This is a genomic window from Shewanella sp. Choline-02u-19 (assembly GCF_002836205.1).
Classification (GTDB): Bacteria; Pseudomonadota; Gammaproteobacteria; order Enterobacterales; family Shewanellaceae; genus Shewanella.
In genome coordinates, this window is record NZ_PJBE01000013.1 from 1,059,047 (window position 1) to 1,080,654 (window position 21,608).

The window sequence follows — 21,608 nt, forward strand, 5'->3', positions numbered from 1 at the left end:
GTGGGCAAGCGCTGTGACGCTCTGCAGTCGATTATTTAATAACTGTAGTACCAGAAAGCTCAACAATAAAAATCTGTCATTAGATCGGATTAAATATGTAAGTTTGCTTTTTAGGGGTAATGATTTTTGAACAAAGAAAATGTCATATTGGCATCGAACTCGGCTACCAATTTTTGCAAACTATCTACTGCTGGATTATTGGTCTTTTCTGCCTTCACCTTTTCAGTATTATCGAATGTTGCAGCTGCAAGTAGCGCTGCTCACGGGGGATTCTCTGCCCACGTTCAGTCTAAAATTCAAGACAAACACACCCACAAACAACAAGCAAAAGAACAGACATTGGTGCTTGCCAATCGTATGGCTGAGTTTCGCCGTGCGAGCAAACCAAATAAGAAGCAGCTTAAGCAAGAGTTAATGGCGTACACTCAGGCCCGCCAGAATCTGCTCATTGACTTAGTCAAAACCGATCCATCTGCGGCAGTGCGTGCAGTGTTACCAGCATCTGCCAGAGCCGGTATGCCGGACGACGTGCTCGCGATGCTGACTCAAAAACGTGAGCTTAAAGGCGAGCTGCAAGTGTTATATGTGGATTATGCTGATAGTAGTAAGAGTCATCTGCGTCATTCATTAATGACAGAGAATGGAGCTATTGAGTTGTATCCGTCTAAAAATAGCCAAGTTGATGCACTGAAATCCGGCACTCGGATTATTGCTAAAGGCTGGATGTTTACAGGTAATAACTTGAATGATAAGGACTCAAGCGCGTTAGTGCTCAATGATGAGTTAGATAGCTTGGTGTTGCTCGCGGATACCAGCGTTGCGATAACGACGGCTATGACGACAACCACCGTTTCCGAGTCAACGTTATCGAATACCACTGGCGAACAACGCACCTTGGTGCTTCTGGTCAACTTTCAAAATAATACCAGCCAGCCCTGGACTGTTGCACAGGCGCAGGAGTTAGTTTTTGGTCGTGTAAACGATTATTACCAAGAAGCGTCTTATGGACGATCTTGGTTAAGCGGAGAGGTACAAGGCTATTTCACCCTACCAATTGATGCGACTTGCAGTACCAATGCCATCGATAATTATGGACGTCAGGCGGTTATCGATAGTGGCATAGATGCCGCGAGCTACGATCGTTGGATCTATATCTACCCGCAAAATCCAGATTGTGGCTGGACAGGGCAGGGAACCATTGGTGGAAGCCCTTCTCGTGCATTCATCAACGGATCAATGACCCTGCGCACCGTGGGACATGAATTGGGTCACAATCTTGGCTTGCACCATGCTAAGGATCTTGATTGTGGAGCGGATATTATCGGTGCCCGCTGCGCTTCAGCTGAATATGGCGATACCATGGATATCATGGGTAAATCTGGAATAACAGGCCATTTTAATGTTTTTAGTAAGCAACAACTTGGTTGGATCACATCTTCTGCGGGCGAAGTGATCACTGCCGAAAGTGATGGCAGCTATCAACTTGAACCTTATGAAACAGCGTTTGCAGGTAAAGCCAAGGGACTGAAAGTACGACGCGGCATTGATGCTGATACAGGGCTACCGCTGTGGTACTACCTTGAGTATCGACAGCCAATAGGCTTTGATAATTTCCTCGAAGGAAAAAGTGGCGTTACAGATGGTGTGGTGTTGCATTTAGCGACGGAGAACGATGTGCAGAGTAATCTGCTACTCGACATGATCCCAAATAGTGGTTTGCGTGACTTGGACGATTCGGCTTTGTTGGCCGGCGCCAGTTATACCGATGTTGACGCCGGCGTGACGATAACGACAGAATGGGCCGATACTACCGGAGCGAGCGTCAATGTTAGCTACTCAGGTCTAAGCTGCGTTAAGGCTAATCCAAGTTTGTCATTGCAACCAAACGAGAGTGCTTGGGTCGTGGCGGGAACCGCTGTTACCTACAGTGTATCGGTGATTAATAATGACAGTCTTGGTTGTTCAACCTCTGATTATGATGTGTCTGCATTTGTGCCAAGCGGCTGGTCAGTGACACAGACCAGCCTTAGCTTAGCACCTGGGGTAAGTGGGGTGGTGACACTGAATGTGAGCTCATCAGATACCGCAGCTGATGGATTTTACGATATCGAAATAAGGTCAGAAGACAGCAGTAATAGCGATTACGCACAGACCGGAATCGTCAGTTATGTGGTGGACTCTCCAGTCGCGACCTGCGTAATGGCGAGCCCAAGATTGATGCTGTCAGTTGACAGCAGTGGTGAGGTTGCCTCTGGAACGGTTACGACCTATCGCGGTACCATAACCAGTCAGGACAGTAGCAGCTGTGCAAGCAGTGATTTTGACATAACCGCTAATGTGCCCGCTGGCTGGAGCGTTGATACGCTAGGCGTGAGTTTAGCTGCGGGTGAGAGCCGTAATATTAGCTTAAATGTGATGTCATCCACGGTGGCTCAAGACGGCACTTATGATTTTGATTTAAGTGCACAAAATCGACTAGATAATCGCTATACAGGCAATGCTATAGCCAGTTATACGGTATCAAATCCATTACCGATTTGTACGCTAGCAGCGCCTTCTATTGTGGTATTAAATCCTCAAGGAGCCCAAGTGGTAGCGGGCACTCAGGTGAGTTACAGTGCGACGGTAACCAGTCAAGATAGCGAGGCTTGTTTAGAGGCCAGTGTTGAGGTGTTTGCCGATGTCCCGACTGGCTGGAGTGCAAGCAATACCAAAGTGAACTTAGCACCGGGTGGCAGTACGGAGGTGAATATTAGCGTCACTTCTGACGTTGCAGCGGCCGAGGGTTCATTTAGCATCGCTGTTAACGCGCAAAATACAGTTGAAGCTTCTTATATCGGCAGTGACAGTGTCAGTTATACGGTTAAATCGATTGCTAATACTGCGCCTGTTGCGGTTAATGATAGTGTGAGTATGGCCGCTAAAACGTCGGTCACTATTGATGTGCTAGGCAATGACTCCGATGCGCAAAGTGATGAGCTTGTTATCGTCTCGGTGAGCCAAGGCGCCAAGGGCAGTGTACAAATCACTAGCACTGGTCAGCTGTTATACACCCCGGGCAAGCGCTTTAAGAGTAGCGACAGTTTTAGCTACACCATTAGCGACGGTGATATGACGGCAACGGCCTCGGTTAGCCTGAGCCTGAGCGGCTCCAGTGGTGGTAATAAAGGAAAGGGGAAAAAATAATGTTAACCATGGGGCAACAATTATCGAGTGCGCTATATCACTAAGGTGATTGGGAGTTGTTTGAGAGGTGTTTGGTTATATAAAGAGGGCAACGGTACTAACCGTTGCCCTTTTGCTAGGTCAGGCTTGTTACATTGTGAGTATTTGAGTCATTAAACTCATTTTACTTACTCGATAATGCTAACTTCTGCTGAAATGAAATTAAGAACTTCAGCTCCATCATCATCCTCTACAGTGACAACTATGCCGTCTAATGCTCCTTGTGTTGTAAACGCAACAGGCAGAGTATCCTCAAGACCCGGCTTGAGTTCTACGGTAAAGGCACAGTTATAGACATCGCTGCCAGAGCCGCTGTAACCTAATACAGTCCCTATCGTACAGGCTGAATATGCCACACCGGCATGTTCACCGCCGACGGCATTAAGGATAGTAAAGGCTGGATGTGTATTACCGTTAGCCACAGTGACACCACGTACGGTGAGTGCGGTTAAGGTTACATTTTCAACACCAGCATTGGTTAGTTCGATCACCACTAACATGCTCGCAGCGAACGCCATATCCGTATCAGGGGCTTGCGGTGTAAAGTTCACCGTGGCGTTATCTGATGCGTCTACGTCCATATCGTCTTCATCGATACCTCTGATGGTGGCGACATTAACGTGGGGATCATCACCGAATTGACCCTGTAGACCCTTGCTAATATTACAGCTTGCATAATCGCCAGGTTCTAGCACAAAGCCACTAAGAGGGGTGTCAGCGATAGCCGAACCGTTTTTACTGTCGACCGTACATTCTCCGGTTAGGGTGCCGAACATATCATCAGTTAGACTGATGAAGGTTACGTCATCCACACCAGCCGCATTAACGCTAAAGGTAAAGTTATAGCTAACATTGCTATAATTATCTGGGTCGTCACCAGTCTCAAGTACTGAGGTTGGCGTTGCGGTTTTAACCAAGGTGATCATCGATGGCACATCGCGGATATCGACCATTGCTGAGTCGTTGCCGGTTGCTACATCATTCTCATCATCGATGGCAGTTGCAGACGCTGTATTGGAGTGCAGATCGCCGGCATCGCCGCCAATGAACTTAGTGAAGGTACAAGTGTAAGTACCGTTTTCGGCGATACTGGTGGAGATTGCGGAACACTCGTCGGTTAGAAGATTGCCAAATACGGTGTCATTTAACGCGGTTAGCGTGAGTGGAGAATCCCAGAACTGGGCATCATTGTCGACCGTAATGGTAAACAGAACATCATTACCTGGTTCCAACACTTCCGTTGGGTTAGCGGTCTTGGTAACGGTAATCGCCGGTGCCAGATTGGTTATCTGCACAGTAATTTCATTACTACAGTGATCGCCGTCTATGCTAGCAATGGCTGCACAGCTGTCGCCGTCAGTAACGGCATCACCGTTCTTATCCAACAGAGCTAGCTTGACTAAGTCATCATAGAATTGAGGTGATTGATCATCGGGCAAGTCTCTGTCGACAATATGCACCGTGAATTCACAACTGTATGTACCACTCGGTAAAATTTCACCGCCGTTAGAAGGCTGTGAACAGTTTGTCGCAGTCAGGTACACACCCTCTACTTCAGGCAAGACAGTATCTAGACCGTTCCATAGATCCACAGATGTGTCGAAGGTTCCTTCGCCACCAATATCAATCTCATCAGTTAGAGATGTGATAAACAGTGAAGTCTGCGTGTTGGGGTTGGTAAAGCTCACTGAGTAGCTGAATGTTCCGCCCGGTTCACTGCGAGATGATGGGCTGCTACTGGTTAGCGCTTTAGTTACTACGGGTGGGGCTGGTTTAATAAAGACATCGATATTAAAGGTGTCACAGTTACACTTAGATTTGTTGTTGGGGATCTGCCCAGCGTATGGATCTTCTCCATAGGTACAATTACTTCGTTCGATGTTATCCCAAGCCGCACAGTAAGTGAAGTCGGCGCGATTGTCCTGATCACCATCCGCACACAGCATGGTGATGGTCTCACCGGTTAGTACGTATTCATCTGGGCCATTTGCCTTGGTGATGTCACCACATTGATCGCCGTCTAACTGTACATCGGCGATCTCGCCACTGTCACCCGGGATCGGTAAGATCATACTACAGTCACGTAGACCGGGACCATGCACGACCTGAGGGCTTGCATCTGTTAAAGGGAGATAGAAGGTGGTATCCCAACGCGCGTTGGCGTTGGTTCGTACCGTCACATCTGCATCGAAGGAGAATACTTCACCTAAGTTACATTCCGCGCTAGGGTCGGTCGGTGTCACCCTAGTGATCTCGACATCGTTAGCGGTACAGTTAAGTGCATCCTGCGCTAGCTTATTGCCATCTTTCATGAGGTAGGCATCGGCCATACAGTACTTTTCAGTTGGTTCGTTCAGAGCGAGCCAATCGTAGGCGCCAGCGTTGGCTGTCGTCAGACTCGTGACACCATAGAGGCTTGTTGTACTTACCAGCGCAATACCTAGCGCCCTGATAAGCTGTTTGCATTTAAATCGTTTCATAATATTTACCATCCTATAAGTGAATACGGATAAAACGTGCTTATTACTTGCTTGCTATTTCCAACAATTTTGTTGCTTGCAGTGTTTCACTATTGGCGTAACGTCTGGTTGCGCCGTTGTCGGCCTATTGCCGATAAGACTGATTACCTGACTAAACCCGCATCTATTACAGGATTCCTGTGAGGTGTAATTCAATCTTGTGGTCAAATAGTAAGCAAGTATTGATCCGGCAGTGTAAGTAGTTATATTTAAAGGTAAATATTTGCATTTGAGTCTGTTAGGAGTGCCTTTATGTTTCATTGATGAAACAGGGTAAATAGGATGTTTGTTTTAAGTATTTGTTTATAATCGGTTTATTTTCTAGAGGGTGTTCAAGTTGTGACTGTAACGCCTGTTACAGCTCTGATTATGTCTGTAGGCTTAATTTTCATTTTCTACAAAATATCAATAATATTCAAATGGATACCTTGCCTAAAGGTCATTATTCGACTCGATCTTGATATCTCGGATGGTTATCCTGATGGTATGGGTATGGGTATGGGTATGGGTATGGGTGGTTCAAAGCTAATGCTTCAGTGACAGGCTTAAGCAAACTAATGATAAAAGATAAGCCTGATTGCAGTGACTAGATTGATGCTTTAGAGCGCTTGTGAAGCGATATAGCGGCTGGGGGAGCTACGAAGAGGTCAAGGTGTCGTATTGATAGCTTTAAGGATTTTAACCTTTGAGAAAACTGCCAGCAGAGTGCTAATTGATCTGTACTGGCATTATAAAATTTATACTGCAGGTGATTATCCCATAGCCGCTATACGCTTGCTTGGCATAGTCTGCTAATCGTTTTGCGTAGGTTTTACAAGCAGTGAATCGATAAGTAAGGCAAAGGTTTCAAAACTTTGCGCACCGACAACGAGCTTGGGATTGATCAATTGATTGTTTTCAACTCTACCAATGATGAAGCTTGGCGTGCCTCTAATCCCTAAGGAAGTGCCGTAAGCGACATCTTGCTGAATTTTGTTTGCTATCGCTTCATCGAGCAGACAGCTGCTAAATTTGTTCATGTCTAAGGATAAGCTGGCGGCTGCCTGTTGATATACCTCATCACTGAGTTGCTTCATATTTTCAAAGAGTGAATCACGCATAGACCAGTATGCATCCTGTTGTAGACTGCAATTTGCGGCTATTGCGGCCCCCTTGGCTTTTGGGTGAAAATTTAACGGGAAATCTCGAGTCAGGTATTGGACTTTACCGGTATCGATGTAACTGGATTTAAGTTTAGGAAAGGTTTTGTTGATAAAACGTTTGCAGTAAGGGCACTGGTAATCAGAAAACTCAATAATGGCAAGTTGTGCGGTTTTTTCGCCCAATAAGGGCAGAGTGCCATTTGCCGTTAAGTCAGTTTGAGTTGGCAAGGTTTTATATTGCGGTTTCTGTGAGCTCATTGCGATGGTATGTATATCGTTAACTTGGCTGCCTATGCGACTGATATCTTTTTTCAATAGGCTAACGTCTTGCTTGAGTGAGCTTATCTCCTCTTTTAATTTTGCGTCACCTTGTGGCTGGCAAGCTACAATAAATAGCGATGTCAGTATTAACACAATAGATTGTTTTTTATATCTTAACATTGCCGCGATCCTCGATGTCTAAATGAACGTGGGTTGCTATTGTTAGAGTTTGATTTTGCATTTTTTAATGAGACGATAAAAAGTCGTTCTGGATATCTTAAGTTCTCGCGCGGCTGCTGATATGTTGTGGTCATTACGTTTGATAGCGTCTAGTAGCAGTTCTGTATCTATCTCAACTCTATGCTGTGCTAGGTTGACGATATCGCTTCCATCTGACGGATATTTTGGAACTTTGATCCCTAAGTCCGTTTCGCTTAGTTGTTCACTTTCGGCCATAATAATGGCACGGTGTATACGATTTTTTAGCTCTCTGACATTGCCTGGCCAGTCATACTCAAGTATCGCTTCCACCGCTTGTGGTATAAGGGCATATGGTTGGTGGGTGGGGCTGTATTGATGAAGGTACTCATTTGCGAGCAATGTAATGTCCACTTTATGCTCTCTGAGGCTAGGCGCATGAAGATGTAATATATTGATCCGGTAGTAGAGATCTTCTCGGAAACGTCCCTCTTCGATAGCGGTTTCTAAGTTGATATGAGAAGCGAATATGATCCGGCAATTAATGTTAATCGTTTTACTGCCACCCAAGCGTTCAATGATGTGCTCTTCCAGAAACTGTAATAGATTCACTTGTGACTCTAATGAGAGATCACCAATTTCATCGAGAAACAAAGTGCCATTGTTAGCTCGTTCTATATGGCCAATATATTGTTTGTCAGCGCCAGTGAAGGCGCCTTTTTCATGGCCAAACAGCTCTGAGTGGATCAAACTGGCAGGTAAAGCCCCACAATTGATGGTAATGAATGGACCATTGCTACGTTTTGATTGGCTATGAATCAAATGTGCGCACAGGCCTTTACCGGTGCCCGTTTCTCCACTGATTAAAACCGCCTCATCGACCTTAGCGACTTTAGCTATATTTGATCTCAGTGTATTGATCAGACTTGAGTTACCTAATAGCGGGTTTTCATGATTAAGGTGATTAACTGGCGGCTGACTTCGTTGCTTTAATCGCGCCATACCATAGGCATGACCTAATGTTTGGTTGAAGTGTTCCCAGTCGATAGGTAGATGATGATAGTCGGTGAAGTAACGGGGTAGACACGATGCTAATTGATTATTATCAAGCGTGCTGTCCACCGATATAGCCACCCATATAAGGTTGTCTTGAGCCTCATTAAGTGCGTTGATAGTATGCAATACTCGCTGCAGCTGAGTCGCTGATATCAGCGCAATAGCGACATGAACATTATATTTCCGCAACGATTTTATGGCAGCCGAAAGCGTATTGGCATGGAAACAGCGCCAATGAAATTGTTTGAGTTCTTCTCCGCAGCAAATCCTTTCACTTGTGAGATCGAGTATTAAAATATCTCTATAAATGATATCTATTTTATGCTGGAATTTGTTCACGATATTCCCTAGAGGAATGTTGTGTCTGTACTGTAATGGCTAATGGCTAATGGCTAATGGTTAAATTCTAGGAAGGATTGGAGGGATCGCAAGTCAGTAGTGAAATAATATGTGGCATAATTGACGGATGGTAGTGCTTTAATGCTACTTAGCAGTGCTAACACCCTCATATTATGTTGATATTATCTTTATAGGTTAAATTGGCATCAGTGATTTAAATGCTAGAGGCCTTGGTACAAGGTCTCTATCCATTGTTCTTCAGATATAAATATCCAACTCCAGTCTTTCCATTTTTCAGGCATACCTGTTGCCTTTAATTGATCTAAGGTTAGGCCTGATGCTTTTTGGTCTTTCATCCAGTTAATTGATGCATCTAACATGTGTTTAAAGCGTGTTAAATCACTTTTGTTAGCTAACGCACCATGACCTGGAATGACTTTGGTTTGTGTGTCTAAGTCACGCAATACTGCTGCAACATTATCTCGATACCCCTCAACAGAACCGCCAGCGTTCAAATCGATATAGGGGAATCTATCCTTAAAAAATAGATCGCCCATATGAACGATATTGTCGTTACTCCATATAACCACACTGTCTCCATCGGTGTGGCCAGGTCCCATATGGCGAACCTTTAAAGCATCACCATTAAAATGTACCGTAATGCCTTGTTCAAAAGTAATAACTGGCAATGCATCAGCTGTCGTTTTACTGTCTGAAGCCAAGCGTTTTAACACATTATGGTGCGCCATAATGGTGCCATTTTTTCCAAAGTGTGCATTGGCGCCAGTATGATCGCCATGGTAATGGGTGTTAATAATGAATTTTGGCGCTCCAGCTTGAATTTGATTAAGCGCTGCAGATATTTTGTCGGCAAGTGGGGCAAACTGGTCGTCAATAATAAGTATGCCATCGGTTCCTGCGGAAACACCAATATTGCCGCCAGAGCCAACAAACATGTAGGTCGTTTCACTGAGTTTTATGGGTTTTATTTCGACATCTTTAAATCTATCGTCAGCGCTAACCAAGTTGCCCAGTGTCAGTGCAAATAGAGTGCAACTGAGCAAGGACGATTTGATGATTTTAGGGAGCATTGTCATATTTTAAACCTTACATTAAGCGGCTTTCTGTATTTGACGATGTTACAGGTAGGTTAATTTTATTGCATTAGTTATCTGCACAGTCGTGCCAAACGATAAAAGTGTTGGTAGGTGTTTAGAGCTGTGTTTTTAAATTTGAAAACTCAAATGCTGAGAGTTTGCGCTTTTATAACTAAGTGTCGATATGGCTGAGGCCTTTGAAAACAGGGACGTTTTCGTTGAGCTCACAAGGACATGATTGCAGGTCATTGGGATCATTTAGGCCAAAGCTAACTTTCTTTTGGCCAAAAGTGTGTTGGCGAATAATTTCATTCGCTCGTGTTACACGTCGTTTTTCCATAGAAAAAAATCAAGTTATGGGTTATTCATGTCTTTGAGTTTTGTTCGAAAAAGACCTTAAATTGTAAGTGTTGCTAAATTTTACTCTGTTCCGAAATACAAGGGTCAGTAATGATGTTGAAGGATTATATTTTATTGGGCTTCCTTGGCTTTATACGCGAGGATCTGCAGCATCGGGATGGATGGGTAGATGCTGAATGCTTGATATTAATATTATTTATAATCAATGGCTTTCGTAGCGGCTCCTGATTTTTTCATTTGTAGTAAGTTGATGACGTTTGGCTATAGTGTCATCGTTTAATTATACCTGTAAGTATCGTGGCGGTAGTACATCGCCACGGCCTATTTCTTAATTGTAGAGCAGGTACTTTTACAGCGAGGGAGGCATTTGAAAATATGAATTAAACAAAAATAACGCTTAAAATAATACCTTCTATCCCCTTTAAAAAGGCCGCTGAGATAGCCGTAGGTAAAAACAGTATCAGTAATATTATTTCATTAGCCACTCACGTGTTACAACATCGATGTCTTGACCTTCCCGAGATACTTTGTAATCAAGTTCGGCAATAATTTCATTGGAAAAACACAGGTTATCCAACTGTACTCGTTGCTCTGAAGTAAATTTATATGCTTGATCTTGGCGCAGCAGCAATACAGCGCGATCAACTGTGCCTAATAAGCCTTTCGGATCGGCAATTTCTCGAATATTAAACTTATGGTGTAAAAACTGCGGTTTCCAGAGGGGGACAATAAGCCACTCCTTATTCGCAACAGCACGTTCAAACGCACCAAAGCAATCTTCTTCTGATCCTGTATGAAAGTGATAACCGGCTTCGTTGAGGTGATATTTTTCCATCATTTCGATAGAAAAACGAGAGATACCCGCCCCTGGATTAATACCTTGAATGTGTTTTATTGTACGCGACAGTACATGAGGCTTCAGGAGATCACTCACTTGTGATATAGCCTCGGTTGGTACGTAATCAGGTACCCCCCAATGTGCGTATGGCTCATAGTGCAGGCCTAATTCTATTAATGGTTCAAGCTCTTCAACATCTGCTTTATAAATTCCGTGACTTGAAGGCAACCAGGCAGAAGAGAGCATATCAACATCACCAGCCTTGAGATTTTCAAAATTAGCCTGATGCGGAGCATAGCGACGAGTAACGTCAAAACCCATATCAGATAACACATGTGCAATGATAGCCGCTGTAACCCGATGAAATGAAAGATCGGTGACTCCAATAGTAATAGTTTTAGACATAATGAGTACCTATATAAAGTTTGGAGGTATGCCAATATTGCAGTGTGCATTTGGTATGTCAGTATATTAATCTGTAATTTGGAGGTTTTAAACAGGATAATAATTGAATTATTATCAAATATAGATTGATAATAAGCGTTCATTTACGAGTATATAATTTGGTGCAGCAAGCACGGACAGCTAATGTTGTCATGTTAATAGTTGATGGATGTTAAATCGCTGAACGTTATCTGTATCAGCCCACTTCAATGTGCTGGAAAAATACAAGAAGTTGCATTTTTTGAGGAGAGGCATAAATATAGCGATGATTAGCTATCGCTAAGTTGTGCTTTAACTGGGTAAGGACTTGGTTGATTTATACTGTGAAAATGCTTGCTTCATTTATCCTAAAACTCCAGCATAAAAAATCCGAGCACTATGACTAGAACTCGGATTTTGATACTAATACTTAATTAGCTAACCACTAGGTGGGTGGTTTATTTTGCTAGCAGACCACGGCTGCGTAGTAGTGGGTCAATACCCGCTTCTTTGCCACGGAACTGCTTATATAGCTTCATAGGGTCTTCACTGCCACCTTGCGATAACACGTTATTTCTAAAGGCATCTGCAGTGGCTTTATCGAAAATACCATTCTCTTTAAAGGCTTCAAATGCATCAGCCCCTAAAATGTCAGACCAAAGGTAGCTGTAGTAACCGGCAGAGTATCCGCCTGAGAAGATATGTGAGAAATAAGTACTGCGGTAACGCGGTGCAATCTCACTGATAAGGCCCATTTTGTTTAAGGATTCAGCTTCGAACTTAGCCGCATCTTTAGGCATAAAGTCGGTCACTGTGTGCCAATCAAGATCAAGTTTGGTCGCGGCCATATATTCAACAGTGGCAAAGCCTTGGTTGAATTTGCTCGCCGCTTGAATTTTCTTAACAAGCTCTTGTGGGATCACTTCACCTGTTTTGTAATGCTTTGCAAACTGCGCTAGCACTTCAGGTTGTGTCATCCAGTTTTCCATCACTTGAGATGGAAACTCAACATAGTCGCGAGGCACTGAAGTCCCTGCTTGTGAACGATATTTAACATCAGACAACATGCCGTGCAATGCATGACCAAATTCGTGGAATAACGTACTAGCTTCATCAAATGTCAGTAATGCAGGAGCATCACCAACGGGACGAGGGTAGTTAAGTACGTTGACGATGATAGGCTTAGAGTCAACGCCATTCATGTTGTACTGTTGGCGATAAGAGTTCATCCAAGCGCCGCCACGCTTACTGTCACGGACATAATAGTCGCCCATGAAAATAGCCATGATCTCGCCATCTTTGTCATATACTTCCCAAGTACGCACTTCGTCGTTGTACTTTGGCAGATCTGTACGCTCTTTAACGGTAATGCCGTATAGGCGGTTAGCCGTATAAAATACACCTTTAAGCGTGTTTTCTAGCGAGAAGTAAGGGCGAGTTTGTTGCTCGTTAAAGCTATATTTAGCCACACGGATTTTATCTGAGTAATACCACCAGTCCCATCCTGCTAGCTTAAAATCACCGCCTTCAGAATCAATTAACTGCTGCATGTCTGCAACTTCAGCTTCAGCTTGAGCTAACGCTGCTGGCCATACTTTATTTAATAGGCCATAAACATTTTCAGGCGTCTGAGCTGTGCGCTCTTCTAATACAAAATGAGCATGAGTCTTATAACCCATGAGCTGTGCGCGCTCGGCGCGAAGTGCAGCCATTTTGGCTAGGATTTTTTTGTTGTCATGCTCGTTATTGTTGTTACCGCGCTCAACATAACCTTTGTAGATCTTTTCGCGAAGTTCACGGCTATCTGCATAGGTTAAAAAAGGCGTGATAGAGGGACGTGAAGTGGTGAATACCCATTTGCCTTCATGGCCACGTTTCGTCGCTGTTTGAGCGGCAATACTGATAACATCTTCAGGTAGACCAGAAAGATCATCTTTACTGTCGATAACCAATTCAAAAGCGTTGGTTTCCGCAAGTAAGTTGTCGCCAAACTCTAGGCTTAACTTGCCTATTTGATCATTTAAAGCACGTAGCTTTGTTTTGTCGGCATCATTTAGGTTAGCGCCGCCACGAGTGAACGACTTATAAGTATCAGCTAATAGTTTTGCTTGAGCTACATTCAGGTTTAACGTGTCACGTTGGTCATAAACAGCTTTAACTTTTTGGAACAATGCGTCGTTAAGTAATACGTCATCGCCTGCGGCTGATAGCATTGGTGACACTTCTTTAGAGATAGCTTGCAGCTGCTCATTAGTGTCGGCACCGGTTAAATTGTAAAAAACACTGGCGACTTTAGTTGTTAGTTCACCAGAAAACTCCATCGCTTCGATAGTGTTTGCAAAGGTGGGAGCATCTGAATTATCGATAATCGCTTGAATTTCAGCCTGATGCTGTGCAATACCAGCTTTAAAAGCCGGTAAATAATGTTCTGCTTTGATTTTAGAAAAATCTGGGATGCCAAAATAGGTATCATATGGCGCAAAAAATGGATTGCTCGCATTGTTTTCAATAATTTTCTGAGCAACAACATTAGGTGCTATTTGGCTGTCGCTGCTGTTATTTGCACTGCTGCATGCGCCAAGAGAGAGCGTGATTGCAATGGCTGCAACCAATGGTTTAAGGGTAGATCCCTTCATATTTTAAATCCCCGATTCTACTTGTTTTAATTTTCATCAATATCTTTGCATTGACGTTAACGTCATTAAATATCACGGTTGGACATGTTAAATCTATTAAAAAACCGTATTGTTTGTAACAAATATTTTGATTGGTTACTTTTTATCACTTTAATGGCAAAAGTTATGGCAAACTTGGCGCGTTTTCGAAATATAATAATAAAATGGATGACTATGAAACGTTTACCTTTGCTATTTATCGCTTTATTTTGTTTGCCTACCTCTGCCGTTGAACCTCAATCTGAACAAATTGCCGATTATGCTGTTGGTCATTATGCAGACGAGATGGTGACAAGCCTGCAAAATTTGGTCAAATTCAATACTGTTGCGGTTAATGGCAAAACGCCCGATACCAACCCAGAATTTATCGGCTTTAAAGATGAGCTTAAAAGCCTAAGCCAGCAATTAGGCTTAGATTATGTTGATCATGGCTACGTGATCTTAATCGGACTGGGGCAGCAGAGCGATAAACTGGGGATTATCACCCACGGAGATGTACAACCGGCTAATCCAGCGTTATGGCAGCAAAGCCCTTATGAACTCGATATGACATCAGAGCCAGGAAAACTCATTGGCCGCGGTACAGAAGATGATAAAGGCGCCATTGTCACGGCTATGTATGCGATGAAGTCGATAAAAGACCATGACATTAAGCTTAATAGGCGCATAGAACTGATGGTTTATTTGGCTGAAGAATCTGACTGGACACCACTTAAAACGTTTTTGACGACTTTTACGCCCGCGGATATTAATATCACCATTGATGCAGAATATCCGGTTGTCACCGCGGAAAAAGGCTGGAGTAAAATTGAATTTGTGATCCCCAAAGTCACTGATGAAAATGTGACAACGCAGCGGCCAACGCTTAATCAGTTTTCAGGAGGTTATTTTGGTAGTCAAGTACCTCAACAAGCCCAAGCAGAAATTAGCTTTGCAGATCAAAAGCTGATTAATCAATTAAAACAGCAGGCAACAACCCAGCAAGGGATGCATTATCGTTTTGAACAGCAAGGCAGTCGTTTACTTATTTTTGCTGATGGCAAGGCCGCACACTCTTCAACCCCTGAAGATGGTGTTAATGCTGTCACGCATTTGGCGCAGTTACTTGCCATTCACCCGTGGCCGAAAACCACAGCCTCGTTAACTCAACTTTTTATTCACGAAATGATAGGGATGGGCATTTATGCTGAGCAATTTGGTGATATTGCTTATCAAGATGACTTTATGGGGCCGATGAGTTTAGCGCCGACAATTGTAAAATCAGGCGAAAAGGGCACTCAAGTGATGATTAACCTGCGCCGTCCTCTGGGGAAAACGCCTGAGCTGCTTGATAGCCAAGCACATGCAGCCCTAGAAAACTGGCAAGCCAAGCATCAGGTTAAGTTAGTCGGTCTGGAGACCTATTGGGGAGAGCCAATGGTGATGAAAGACGCGCCGCAGCTTGATACTCTACTTGACGTTTTTGCCCATTTTACCGGTGTTGAAAATCCGCAGCCAGTGGCTATTGGCGGCTCAACCAATAGCAAATTATTCCCTAATGCGCTGAGTTTTGGACCCGCTATGCCGGGTGTTGAATATACGGGCCATACCGAGCATGAATTTATCACTTACGATCAATTTATGCTGAACCTTAAGATGTATACCGCTGCATTTATCGAGTTGGCTCAGTAGCGCCTTTTGATAAATGGTAGTGAGTGGTCGCCATTCAGCGTTGCTCACAGCCTCTTTTTTGGAAAAAAGGGGTAATAATAAAACTATTTTTCACTTCTACTTAAAGCTGCGGAGCGAGTTAGGTATAATCCTCGCTCTTTTATAGTGAACTATGCTGTGGATTATGACTTAGTATTGATTTCTGAGTTCGTCATAGCGAATTTCTACTGCAATACGTAGGTACACATTTTACGTGTTTAGCCCGATTATAGAGTTTGGTAAGTAATAGATGACAGAACAGCACATTGAAGTAACTCCGCTGAGTATACTTGCGCTTGATACATGTACAGAGTCATGCTCTGCCGCGCTAACGCACAATAGTTTGCTCTTTAGCGAGCAAGCTGATGCTCCGCGCGAACATAGCCAAAGGTTATTACCCATGGTGAAGTCTGTGTTATCACAAGCAGATATAAAACTGACCGAGGTTGACTTAATTGCTTATGGCAGAGGCCCTGGCAGCTTTACTGGGATCCGGATCTGCACCAGTATTACTCAAGGGTTAGCCTTGGGTCAGTCGTTACCCGTGATAGGTATTTCTACGCTCGCGACGATGGCACAAGCTGCGATTGAAAATGGTGCCAAGCAAGTATTAGCGGCTATTGATGCGCGTATGGGTGAAGTGTATTGGGGGCAATATATCAACGTTGATGGCGTAGCAACTCTCGTTAATGAAGAGGTTGTCAGTGCTCCAGAAGCAGTAGTGTTAAGTTTGAATGAAGCTAACACGATTACTGCCTGTGGGACGGGTTTTGAAGCCTATCCGCAGTTACTGGCATTGGCGGGAGGCCTTACAGTATGTGAGTTAGCTAAATATCCAGACGCCAAATTCATGGCGATTTTGGCTCAAAAAGGGCATGCTTTAGGACTGAGCACCAGTGTGGATGAGCTAACGCCTGTTTATCTACGTGATACGGTGACGTGGAAAAAACTGCCTGGGAAAGAGTAGCATCTAGGTATCTAAATTAGAGTTCGCGGCGTTATTTTATAAATTAAGGACGATTTGATGCAAATTAATTCAAATCAACTTGCACCTTCAAAAGTTGAAGTTAATAAGTCGATAGGGATAAACCAGCACGCTAAGGTGCCGGTAGATGCCACGGATCCTGTATTGCCAATCCAAGCGCAGCAGTCCTATCAGTTTAATGATTATACTGAAGATGCCGCAGCACTAACATCTAGGCTAGGGGCTCATGTAGAGTATGAAAATGAAACTCAAGGCCACCGCGGTGCAGTGGCTGAATATCTTACTAATCAACATGCTGCCAAGCGTGAAGAGATCCAACAAATGGTGGGTATAGACACCTATGCCTAGCATTCGTCCGACAACTCAATCTTCTCCGCTGCACTCAAGCGAATCTCCTGCTCAGTCCTCTTCAGGTACGCCCAGTCGAAGTCGCTTTTTTCTCGAACTACTGATTGCATTTTTAGTGACTAAACTGCCTTTTATTAGTGTGCCGTTTAAATGGTTAGAAAGTTACTTTCATGAGTTGTCTCATGGTTTAGCAACACTAGTCACTGGCGGGGCTGTGAGCCATATACAGCTGTTTCCTAACGGTGCTGGTTTGTGTTTTAGCCAAGGTGGATGGCCTTTGGTTATTGGTTTTTCGGGCTATTTTGGCGCTGCGTTATGGGGCTACTTAATTTTTACGTTTGCGACTTGGCCTAAAGGGATCCGCTTTAGCTTTGGCTTGTTAGGCGCAGGAGTCATCTTAACGACATTACTTTGGGCTAGAGATCTACTGACGATATCGATATTGGTGTCATTGGCACTGCTCTTTTTAATGCCGTTAAAGCTTAAGCTAAATAAATACTTAGCCACTAGTTTACGCATTATGGCATTAATGGTGATTTTAAATGCTCTTGCTAGCCCTACGGTGTTATTTGGCCTTCAAGGGCAGGGTGACGCCAATATGTTAGCCGGACAAAGCTGGCTCCCTGCATGGTTTTGGGTGCTTGTTTGGTTAGTCACCAGCGCATTCATGTTATTTCTCTGCTGGCGTAGAGTCGACAGCCAAGCGGATAAGCGAAACTCAAAATAATATAACAAAGTGTAAATCTCTGTTTCTTGGGCTTGGATTTTAACCTATTGACTGCTAGGTTGATGCCAGCCTATATATGGAGATATCGAATGAAAATGAATACCCTCGCTGCAAGTCTTATTCTTACCGGTGCGTTTGGTCTATCAGTTGTTAGTCTAACTGCCGCTGCGCATGTTCATGAAAACACCGCACTAGATACTGCTGTTAGTAGTGACTTCCGCCAAAGTAAGAATGCCGCAAGAGATACTTACCGACACCCAAAAGAAACCATCGCATTTTTTGAGATTGAGCCAACGGATACCGTCATTGAACTCTGGCCTGGCGGAGGTTGGTATGCTGAAATCTTAGCGCCTTACCTTGCAGATAAAGGTCATTACATTGGCGGCAATTTTGACGCTAATCCAAAAGATCAAAAACAACGTAATGGTTATCGCGCCAAAGCCGGTAAAAAGTTTGAGCAATGGCTAAAAGATAACCAAGCCAAATTAGGTAATGGGTCAACGGTAACCTTCGATCCTCCTAGCTTTTATGCGTTGGGAGATGACAATAGTGCCGATGTAGTACTTACCTTTAGAAATCTACATAACTGGGCAATGAAAGGTTATTTAGAACCCGTGTTTGACTCTGCTTATAAAGTGCTTAAGTCAGGCGGAACTTTCGGTATCGTTGAACATCGATCGAACCCTGGTATGGATGCTAAAACGGGTTACATGGATCAAGCGGAAATGATAGCGCTGGCTAAAAAAGCGGGATTTACATTTGTTGAAAGCTCAGAAATTAATGCTAATCCTAAAGATACAAAAGATTATGCAAAAGGAGTTTGGACATTACCACCGCGCTTAGCGCTTGATGATCAAGATAAAGATAAGTATCTCGCCATTGGTGAAAGCGATAGAATGACGCTCAAGTTCACTAAAAAATAATTATAATATGGATCTGTCCTGCGAAAAAGAAAACGAAATAACAATTCAATTACCTCATATTACGTTAGCAGCGAAAGTATGGGGCACGCAGGACAAGCCATTAATATTGGCTTTGCATGGTTGGTTAGACAACGCTAATAGTTTTCTGCCGTTAAGCCGTTATTTAACCAACTACCAAATAATGGCGATTGATTGGCCTGGTCATGGATTATCTGAGCACCGACCAGGTAAATACCCGCTGCACTGGATTGATTACCTCTACGATTTAGATGCATTGTTAGATGCACTTCCCCAACATCAACAACCCGTTGCGATTTTAGGACACTCTTTAGGAGGGATTATTGCGTCAGCCTATACGGCTGCATTTCCGAATAAAGTGGGTCAATTGATCCTTATTGAAGCCTTGTCCCCGCTTTATGAAAAAGAGAGTAAACTTAAGCAGCGGCTCAACAATAGCTTTGTTGCACATCAGCGTTACCGACAAAATAAGCTAAATAATTCCAGCACCTATAAAGATATTTCTGTCGCTGTCAATGCACGCCATAAACTTACTGCTTTAGATGTGGCATGGTGCGAAATTATCACTCAACGTAATATGAAAGAAATTGATTCTAGAGTATGCTGGCGCAGTGATCCCCGCTTAAAGTTAGATTCCCCATTAAGACTCGCTTACACCCAAGTTGACGCATTAATGCAAGAACATGAAGTCGAAACATTACTTGTTTTGGGCCATCAGGGATTTTCCCAACTGAACAGTGCAATACCTACTGCTCAACGTTGGTTTAAACAGCTTGAAGTCATGGAACTTGAGGGAGATCATCATCTTCATATGGGTAATGCGAAAGAGGTTGCTTTAGCAATTGAATTATTCTTGGCTGCTAAAGGCAAAAAAAGAGACTAGGTTTTTTGTTTTATTTATGTGATGATAATCAAAATTTAAACGCTTGTATGATTTATTGGCGTTTCTTATAAATATAAAGATTTAACAGTGTTTAGCTTGTTTATTGGCAAGCTGCAAACGACCGTTGAGGTATTGTTTCCATTAGGTGGAAATATTAGGAGATTTTTGTGGACCAACTTTGGATTGATAATCTACCAGACGATGTACCTTCTGAAATAGATGTGGAGCAATATGCTTCGCTAGTGGATCTATTTGAAACATCGGTTTCTAAATATGCAGATCAGCCCGCATTTGTAAATATGGGCGCGACCTTGACGTATCGTAAACTGGAAGAGCGTAGTCGAGCATTTGCGGCTTATCTGCAAAATGAGTTAAAGCTAAGTAAGGGCGACCGTGTTGCTATTATGATGCCTAACTTACTGCAATATCCCATCGCTTTGTTTGGCATATTACGCGCAGGTATGGTTGTGGTTAACGTCAATCCACTCTACACACCTCGTGAGCTCAAACATCAACTGACGGACTCTGGCGCTAAAGCGATTGTGGTTGTATCTAACTTCGCTCATACGTTAGATAAAGTGGTTGCTGAAACACCCGTCGAAAGCGTCATATTAACGGGGTTAGGTGACTTACTCAGTGCGCCTAAACGTACCCTAGTCAATTTTGTGGTTAAGTATATTAAAAAGATGGTGCCTAAATACCATTTGCCACATGCCATTTCGATGCGTAAAGCCCTTTCAAAAGGGCGTCGTTTACAATATGTAAAACCCGTTGTGAAAAAAGAGGACTTAGCCTTTTTACAATACACCGGTGGCACTACGGGTGTCTCTAAAGGTGCGATGTTGAGTCACGGCAACGTGGTGAGCAACTTACTTCAAGCTGATGCTTCTTATGGGGCGCTGCTGGTTAACGGTAAAGAGTTTGTTGTTACCGCACTACCGCTTTATCATATTTTTGCATTAACCGTTAACTGTCTGTTGTTCTTGCATAAAGGCGCAAATAACCTGCTGATCACTAATCCAAGAGATCTACCAGCCTTTATTAGCGAACTTGAAAAACATCCATTTACGGCATTAACAGGGGTTAACACGCTATTTAATGCATTGGTTAACTCAGAAGCGTTTACTAAGCTCGATTTCAAGGACTTAAAACTGTCTATTGGTGGCGGCATGGCGGTACAGCGTGCTGTCGCAGACAAGTGGCAGGGGATCACTAAGACACGTTTGCTAGAGGGTTATGGCCTAACAGAAGCCTCACCATTGGTGACATGCTGCCCTTATAATCTGGAAGGCTACAATGGCTCTATTGGTTTCCCTGTGGCTAACACTGACATCCAAATTAGAGATGATGACGGTAAAGTGTTAGCACAAGGCGAGACGGGAGAGCTATTTGCCAAAGGTCCACAGGTGATGGTGGCTTATTGGAACCGTCCTGAAGAAACCGCTAATGTCATCGATAAAGGGGGCTACTTAGCCACTGGTGATATTGGTTATATGGACGAGAAAGGCTTTTTCTTTATTGTCGATCGTAAAAAAGACATGATTTTAGTTTCAGGGTTTAATGTATTCCCAAATGAAGTTGAAGAGGTTATTGCTCTACATCCTAAAGTCATCGAAGTCGCCGCTGTGGGTGTACCGCATGAAGCTTCGGGTGAGCTGGTGAAAGTATTTGTGGTGACAAACGATAAATCTTTAACCAAAGAGGACATTATCAAGCATTGTCGCGTACATTTGACGGGATATAAAATTCCTAAGCTGGTAGAATTTAGAGATGAATTACCCAAAACGAATGTAGGTAAGATCCTACGTCGTGAATTAAGAGATGAAGCTAAGAACGATTAGCACTCTTGATCATTAGTGGTAATCGCCACTTTTTATAAACTAAAGCCGGCATATGCCGGTT

The 21,608-nt window shown here is 43.4% G+C and carries 15 protein-coding genes; 8 read left to right on the plus strand and 7 right to left on the minus strand.

What is annotated here, in order from left to right:
* Positions 1 to 126 precede the first annotated feature (126 nt).
* The gene (locus CXF83_RS11350; protein ID WP_101091844.1) at positions 127 to 3,186 is read left to right on the plus strand and encodes an Ig-like domain-containing protein; all 3,060 of its coding nucleotides are present in this window, start codon (positions 127 to 129) and stop codon (positions 3,184 to 3,186) included.
* Between the two features lie 167 nt (positions 3,187 to 3,353).
* Here CXF83_RS11350 and CXF83_RS11355 read toward each other — a convergent pair whose 3' ends face one another.
* The 7 genes from CXF83_RS11355 to CXF83_RS11385 form a co-directional block, all read right to left on the minus strand.
* On the minus strand, positions 3,354 to 5,705 hold the full coding sequence (locus tag CXF83_RS11355) for a hypothetical protein (protein ID WP_232775093.1): 2,352 nt from the start codon (positions 5,703 to 5,705) through the stop codon (positions 3,354 to 3,356).
* Positions 5,706 to 6,535: 830 nt separating this feature from the next.
* Entirely contained in the window at positions 6,536 to 7,327 is a 792-nt protein-coding gene (locus tag CXF83_RS11365) for a DsbA family protein (protein WP_101091847.1), read from the minus strand.
* Positions 7,328 to 7,369: 42 nt separating this feature from the next.
* Positions 7,370 to 8,740, minus strand: coding sequence for a sigma-54 dependent transcriptional regulator (locus tag CXF83_RS11370; RefSeq protein WP_101091848.1), 1,371 nt, complete (start codon positions 8,738 to 8,740; stop codon positions 7,370 to 7,372).
* A 221-nt stretch (positions 8,741 to 8,961) separates the two neighbouring features.
* Entirely contained in the window at positions 8,962 to 9,837 is an 876-nt protein-coding gene (locus CXF83_RS11375; protein WP_101091849.1) for an MBL fold metallo-hydrolase, read from the minus strand.
* A 172-nt stretch (positions 9,838 to 10,009) separates the two neighbouring features.
* Positions 10,010 to 10,177 (minus strand): hypothetical protein, encoded by a 168-nt coding sequence (locus CXF83_RS22530; RefSeq protein WP_157822926.1) that lies wholly within the window; start codon positions 10,175 to 10,177, stop codon positions 10,010 to 10,012.
* A gap of 489 nt (positions 10,178 to 10,666) precedes the next feature.
* On the minus strand, positions 10,667 to 11,440 hold the full coding sequence (locus tag CXF83_RS11380; RefSeq protein ID WP_101091850.1) for a glycine betaine ABC transporter substrate-binding protein: 774 nt from the start codon (positions 11,438 to 11,440) through the stop codon (positions 10,667 to 10,669).
* A gap of 476 nt (positions 11,441 to 11,916) precedes the next feature.
* Positions 11,917 to 14,094, minus strand: a complete 2,178-nt coding sequence (locus tag CXF83_RS11385) for a M3 family metallopeptidase (protein WP_101091851.1) — start codon at positions 14,092 to 14,094, stop codon at positions 11,917 to 11,919.
* Positions 14,095 to 14,307: 213 nt separating this feature from the next.
* Here CXF83_RS11385 and CXF83_RS11390 point away from each other — a divergent pair, with 213 nt between their 5' ends.
* The 7 genes from CXF83_RS11390 (at position 14,308) to fadD (ending at position 21,547) form a co-directional block, all read left to right on the plus strand.
* Positions 14,308 to 15,804 carry a dipeptidase gene (locus tag CXF83_RS11390; RefSeq protein WP_232775094.1) on the plus strand — a complete coding sequence of 499 codons (1,497 nt, stop codon included), beginning with the start codon at positions 14,308 to 14,310 and terminating at the stop codon, positions 15,802 to 15,804.
* Positions 15,805 to 16,072: 268 nt separating this feature from the next.
* A complete protein-coding gene (tsaB, locus tag CXF83_RS11395; protein WP_101091852.1) occupies positions 16,073 to 16,789 on the plus strand; it encodes a tRNA (adenosine(37)-N6)-threonylcarbamoyltransferase complex dimerization subunit type 1 TsaB in 717 nt (238 codons plus the stop codon).
* 57 nt (positions 16,790 to 16,846) lie between these two features.
* A complete protein-coding gene (locus CXF83_RS11400) occupies positions 16,847 to 17,155 on the plus strand; it encodes a hypothetical protein (RefSeq protein WP_101091853.1) in 309 nt (102 codons plus the stop codon).
* Positions 17,148 to 17,882 (plus strand): M50 family metallopeptidase, encoded by a 735-nt coding sequence (locus tag CXF83_RS11405; protein ID WP_101091854.1) that lies wholly within the window; start codon positions 17,148 to 17,150, stop codon positions 17,880 to 17,882. The genes CXF83_RS11400 and CXF83_RS11405 overlap by 8 nt, the downstream gene beginning before the upstream one ends.
* 89 nt (positions 17,883 to 17,971) lie before the next feature.
* Positions 17,972 to 18,805 (plus strand): class I SAM-dependent methyltransferase, encoded by an 834-nt coding sequence (locus tag CXF83_RS11410; RefSeq protein WP_101091855.1) that lies wholly within the window; start codon positions 17,972 to 17,974, stop codon positions 18,803 to 18,805.
* A gap of 7 nt (positions 18,806 to 18,812) precedes the next feature.
* Positions 18,813 to 19,706, plus strand: coding sequence for an alpha/beta fold hydrolase (locus tag CXF83_RS11415; RefSeq protein WP_101091856.1), 894 nt, complete (start codon positions 18,813 to 18,815; stop codon positions 19,704 to 19,706).
* 167 nt (positions 19,707 to 19,873) lie between these two features.
* Positions 19,874 to 21,547 (plus strand): long-chain-fatty-acid--CoA ligase FadD, encoded by a 1,674-nt coding sequence (gene fadD, locus CXF83_RS11420; RefSeq protein WP_101091857.1) that lies wholly within the window; start codon positions 19,874 to 19,876, stop codon positions 21,545 to 21,547.
* The last annotated feature ends 61 nt before the right edge of the window (positions 21,548 to 21,608 follow it).

What these genes read in the sequence shown, in the direction of transcription:
- CXF83_RS11355 (WP_232775093.1), bottom strand. Translation starts at nt 5,705, where the DNA reads ATGAAACGATTTAAATGCAAACAGCTTATCAGGGCGCTAGGTATTGCG.
- CXF83_RS11365 (WP_101091847.1), bottom strand. Translation starts at nt 7,327, where the DNA reads ATGTTAAGATATAAAAAACAATCTATTGTGTTAATACTGACATCGCTA.
- CXF83_RS11375 (WP_101091849.1), bottom strand. Translation starts at nt 9,837, where the DNA reads ATGACAATGCTCCCTAAAATCATCAAATCGTCCTTGCTCAGTTGCACT.
- CXF83_RS22530 (WP_157822926.1), bottom strand. Translation starts at nt 10,177, where the DNA reads ATGGAAAAACGACGTGTAACACGAGCGAATGAAATTATTCGCCAACAC.
- CXF83_RS11380 (WP_101091850.1), bottom strand. Translation starts at nt 11,440, where the DNA reads ATGTCTAAAACTATTACTATTGGAGTCACCGATCTTTCATTTCATCGG.
- CXF83_RS11385 (WP_101091851.1), bottom strand. Translation starts at nt 14,094, where the DNA reads ATGAAGGGATCTACCCTTAAACCATTGGTTGCAGCCATTGCAATCACG.
- CXF83_RS11390 (WP_232775094.1), top strand. Translation starts at nt 14,308, where the DNA reads ATGAAACGTTTACCTTTGCTATTTATCGCTTTATTTTGTTTGCCTACC.
- tsaB (WP_101091852.1), top strand. Translation starts at nt 16,073, where the DNA reads ATGACAGAACAGCACATTGAAGTAACTCCGCTGAGTATACTTGCGCTT.
- CXF83_RS11400 (WP_101091853.1), top strand. Translation starts at nt 16,847, where the DNA reads ATGCAAATTAATTCAAATCAACTTGCACCTTCAAAAGTTGAAGTTAAT.
- CXF83_RS11405 (WP_101091854.1), top strand. Translation starts at nt 17,148, where the DNA reads ATGCCTAGCATTCGTCCGACAACTCAATCTTCTCCGCTGCACTCAAGC.
- CXF83_RS11410 (WP_101091855.1), top strand. Translation starts at nt 17,972, where the DNA reads ATGAAAATGAATACCCTCGCTGCAAGTCTTATTCTTACCGGTGCGTTT.
- CXF83_RS11415 (WP_101091856.1), top strand. Translation starts at nt 18,813, where the DNA reads ATGGATCTGTCCTGCGAAAAAGAAAACGAAATAACAATTCAATTACCT.